We start from the raw sequence: 4,026 nt of genomic DNA, 5'->3' as shown, positions 1-4,026 counted from the left end.
GGGCGAGCGGCGTAATTCCGATGGGCGCGGCGCCATCCGGTTCTCGTGCGGTGCGCAGATCCGTCGTTCCGGCTGATTTCCATCGGGACCAGCCCACGTGCTCGTCAGGCACGGCGGCCGAGCACGGCGAGCAGGCGTGTCTGCTCGTCTGCGCCGGGTGGCGGTTGGAGGGCGGGGCCACAGACGTCGGGTCTACGCAGGTCGTCGCCGAAGTACGGCACCAGCTCGAACGCCAGCCGCACCTCGGCCGGGTCCATCCGTTCGTCGAGGCCGGTCGCGCGGGCGAGGTCCCACCGGTGGACCACCTGGTCGAAGCAGATGAAGCGGTCGATCGCCTCGGCGAAGGTACTCGGACCGCGCCAGCCCTGGAAGGTGGCGCCGGCACGCGCCGGATCGTCGAGGTCGGCCTGGATGGCGTCCCGCGCCGCACGCCACGCGGCGAGGGGGTCGTCGTCGACCGACGCGATGTCGCCCAACTCGCGGCCGACGAGGCCGAGGAACATACCGTGGGTGTCGACCACGTGCCGGACGACGTCGCGCGCCGTCCACCCTTCGCACGGCGACGGGCTCTCCCAGCGGTCGGCGGGTACGGCAGCGACCGTCTCGGTGAAGGCGCCGGCCAGGCGGCGGTACCGGTCAGCGGTGTCGCTCATGGTGTCCTCTCATCCCTCGGTAACGGCGTGTTCCCGGCACGCGGCTCCAGCGTTCCCGAGCGCATGTCCGCGAGTCTTGAACAAACGCGACGCGGTAGCGCCGAAGCCCGCTGTACCGCCGAGACATGCTGTACCGCCGAAGGCCGTGGATGTCTAGCGTGGGCGAGGTGCAACCGATGGTGCGGCCGGTGGAACGCGACGCTCGGGGGATCATCGCACCCGACGTGGGGCTCACCCGGTTCCGTCTCGACCGGTATCCGCCCTCGGCGCAGGTCGCCCGCTTCGTCGACCGCTACTGGGTCGCCACCTGGGACCTCACCGGGCAGGACCCGTTCACCCAGCGCGTCTTCGCCCATCCCGTCGTCAACGCGGTACTCGCCGACGGCGCGTTCACCGTGCACGGCGTGACCACCCGCATCGGTGCCCGGACGCTGTCCGGCGCCGGCCGGGCACTCGGGATCATGTTCCGGCCAGCCGGGTTCCGGCCCTTCGCGGGCGGTTCGATGGCGAAGCTGCGAGACCGGACGCTGCCGTTCGCCGACGTGTTCGGCGCGGACGCCGTGGCCTTACTGGCACACGAGGTGACCGCCGCGGCGGATCCAGTCGGGATGGCCGCGACCGCCGACCGCTTCCTGGACTCGCAGATGCCGTCGCAGGTGTGGGAGTCCGAGGCGACGAGCGCCCTGGTCGAAAAGGTCGCGGCTGATCCGACCTTCGTCCGGGTCGATGCCCTGGCCGCACTGTGTGCTCTGACTCCCCGCCAGCTCCAACGCCGCTTCGCTGACCACGTCGGAATAGGTCCGAAGGCGACGATCCGCCGCTACCGCTTTTACGAGGCCGCCGAACGCGCTCGCGGCGCTGACGTCGACTGGGCCGACCTCGCCGCCGAACTCGGCTACAGCGACCAGGCACACCTCACGCGGGAGTTCTCCGCGATCGTCGGTCTGCCCCCGTCGCGCTACGCCCGCGCCTGCCGCGCCGGGTGAGACGCGTCCGGAAGAAGACCAGGTGGGCGTGGCGGCCGTCTCCGACAACGTGGGCCGACGACCCGATTGTCCAGCCACCACAGCCCGGCGACCTACCGCTCGGCCAAATGACGGCGCAGGAGGGATGGATCGCGCTGCGCCCAGCGCCGGTTCCGCCATTCCCACATCCGGGCGGCGCTGCGGTATGCCCTCTACACCGATCGCAAGGTGTTGGCCGCGGCGATGCGGCTATGGACGCGGTAGCGGCCTGGGGGTTGGGAACGGGCCCGGGAGAAGGCCCGGGAGAAGGCGTACTCGGAGGTGTAGCCAACGGCGCGGGCGATGACGTCGATCGGGTCGTCGGTGTCGCGTAGCCGGCGCGCGGCCAGGTCCATTCGCCAGCGGGTGAGATAGGCGGCGGGGGTGTCACCGACGAGGACGGGGAACCGGCGGGCCAGCGTCGCGCGGGACACAGCGACGTGGTCGGCGAGGGAGGCGATGGTCCAGGCGTGGGCTGGGTCGGTGTGCATCGCCGTGAGGGCAGCCGCGATCACAGGGTCGCTCAGGGCACGTAGCCACGACACGGAAGGGGGCGGGGGTTCGGCCTGGAGCCAGGCCCGCAGGAGGTGGATGAGCAGCACGTCGACGAGTCGGTTGAGCACTGTGGCTGCGGCGAGTTGCGGGTGCGTCAACTCGCTCGACAGGAGCCGGACGGTGTCGTCGAGCGGCGCGTTGTCCGAGCCTGCCGGTATGTGCACTACGTCGGGGAGCAGGGTAAGCAGGGGTGTGGTGACAGCGGGGTCGTGCCGGTAGGAGGCGCACAGTATCCGTGTCCGCGCCGGCTGGGTGCCGATGTCGAGCCGGCCGCCGGCAACCCGCGCCCGGTGGGCGGCGGCGTGGTCGAAGGGTTCGAGGGGTCCGGTGCGGTCGCCCGACAGACCGTGCGCGGTCCCCGTGGGCAGCAGGACCACGTCGCCGGGCATGAGCTGCACGGAGGGCCGGTCGGGCACCCGTAGCCAAGCCGTCCCGGCGGTGATCGCATGGAACGCCGCTCCGGGTATCGCGAACAGGTGCAGCCCCCACGGGTCACCCGCGTATACGGTCGCCGCGACCGTGCCCCGCACGCCGGCAACGGCCAGCACTTCGGCCAGCAGATCCACACTCGGAGCCTAGCGATCCGTGTGCGGGGCTGATCTCGATGAGACGGATAGACAAAGAATCGAGACCGATCGTCATCGACTGGCCATCGTCACGCTCCATACGGTTGATCTGTCGCCCACATCCCCGGCAGGAGAGCAACCGATGAACATTGCAGGCAGCACCGCCCTTGTCACTGGCGCCAACCGCGGGCTTGGCGCCCGCCTGGTGACCGAACTGCTTGGCGCCGGAGCGAGCCGGGTCTACGCCACCGCCCGTAACCCCCACACCATCGACCCGCAGGTGTGCTCTGACCCGCGGGTGCGCACCCTGGCTCTGGACATCACCGATCAGGCCAGTGTGGATGCCGCCGCCAAGGCGGCCACCGACGTCACCCTTCTGGTCAACAACGCGGGTGTGCTCGGCTTCGGCAGCGCCCTGGACGGCGACCTCGACCTGTTTGGCCGTGACATGACCACGAACTACGTCGGCACCCTGCGGGTCACCCGGGCGTTCGTCCCTGTACTGGCGGCGAATGCACCCGCTGCAGTCGCCAACGTGCTGACCTTGATCGCGCTTGCCCCGGTCCTACCGATGGCCGGGTACTGTGCGTCGAAGGCCGCCGCACACTCGATCACGCAGGCGCTGCGCGCGGAGTTGCGCGGCCGGGGTATTGAGGTCATCGGCGCCTACCCGGGTGGGATCGACACCGACATGCTCGCCGGTATCGAAGCGGACAAGGCTGCCCCCGAGATTGTCGCCGGGCGCATTGTAGCCGGCATTGCGGCCGGTGAGACGGTGGTCTGGCCCGACGACACATCCGCCCACGCCGGCACGGTCTACGTTACCGACCCGCTGCGACTCGAGCAGATGCTGGCAAGCTGAGTCTCTCCCGGGCCTCCCGGGCCCGCGAACGCGGTCCGTTGGAGAATACGGACTCGCCCCGTCAAAGAAGGTAGCCCTCTATGTTGAGCCCGGTGCGGCCGGTTACTGAGACCAATGCCTCGTTGGGGCGGAGGCTGGCTGGCCGCACAGATCACCGCAGGTTACATTCGTGATCGAATATGGACCTAACGCACCAGAACAAGAACCGTTCGATCTTTATCGAAGGTCCTGAGATCACCATCCGGCCGGTCGCCACCCGGGTCCTGACCAGGGACGACGCCCAGTGAGCGCCCGGCCGGCAACATCATCCACCGAGCCGAACACACGTTCTGCGCATCTGGTAGTTCCGGAGCCGGCTGGCCCGGTGACGCGGGGCGAGTTGGCCG

At 69.8% G+C, this 4,026-nt stretch carries 4 protein-coding genes; 2 read left to right on the top strand and 2 right to left on the bottom strand.

The genetic code is table 11. The features are described 5' to 3' along the window. Positions 1–104: 104 nt before the first annotated feature. On the bottom strand, positions 105–653 hold the full coding sequence (locus tag U9980_RS21880) for a TIGR03086 family metal-binding protein (protein WP_322769642.1): 549 nt from the start codon (positions 651–653) through the stop codon (positions 105–107). 176 nt (positions 654–829) lie between these two features. On the opposite strand from U9980_RS21880, the gene U9980_RS21875 reads away from it, so the two are divergent. Further along, complete coding sequence (locus tag U9980_RS21875) at positions 830–1,639, top strand: AraC family transcriptional regulator (RefSeq protein WP_322769641.1); 810 nt, start codon at positions 830–832, stop codon at positions 1,637–1,639. A gap of 191 nt (positions 1,640–1,830) precedes the next feature. Here the strand turns inward: U9980_RS21875 and U9980_RS21870 are convergent, their stop codons facing one another. After that, positions 1,831–2,778, bottom strand: a complete 948-nt coding sequence (locus tag U9980_RS21870) for an AraC family transcriptional regulator (RefSeq protein WP_322751945.1) — start codon at positions 2,776–2,778, stop codon at positions 1,831–1,833. Positions 2,779–2,920: 142 nt separating this feature from the next. Between U9980_RS21870 and U9980_RS21865 the strand changes: the two genes are divergently transcribed. Then, positions 2,921–3,640, top strand: a complete 720-nt coding sequence (locus U9980_RS21865; RefSeq protein WP_322769640.1) for an SDR family NAD(P)-dependent oxidoreductase — start codon at positions 2,921–2,923, stop codon at positions 3,638–3,640. The last annotated feature ends 386 nt before the right edge of the window (positions 3,641–4,026 follow it).

The sequence above is a fragment of the Protofrankia sp. Cr1 genome, from assembly GCF_963555865.1.
Lineage (GTDB): Bacteria > Actinomycetota > Actinomycetes > Frankiales > Frankiaceae > Protofrankia.
Note: the sequence above shows the minus strand (reverse complement) of the source record. Positions and strands in the feature narration are given on the sequence as shown.

Excerpts from the sequence above, each read along its gene's own strand:
- U9980_RS21880 (WP_322769642.1), bottom strand. The coding sequence starts at position 653 with ATGAGCGACACCGCTGACCGGTACCGCCGCCTGGCCGGCGCCTTCACC.
- U9980_RS21875 (WP_322769641.1), top strand. The coding sequence starts at position 830 with ATGGTGCGGCCGGTGGAACGCGACGCTCGGGGGATCATCGCACCCGAC.
- U9980_RS21865 (WP_322769640.1), top strand. The coding sequence starts at position 2,921 with ATGAACATTGCAGGCAGCACCGCCCTTGTCACTGGCGCCAACCGCGGG.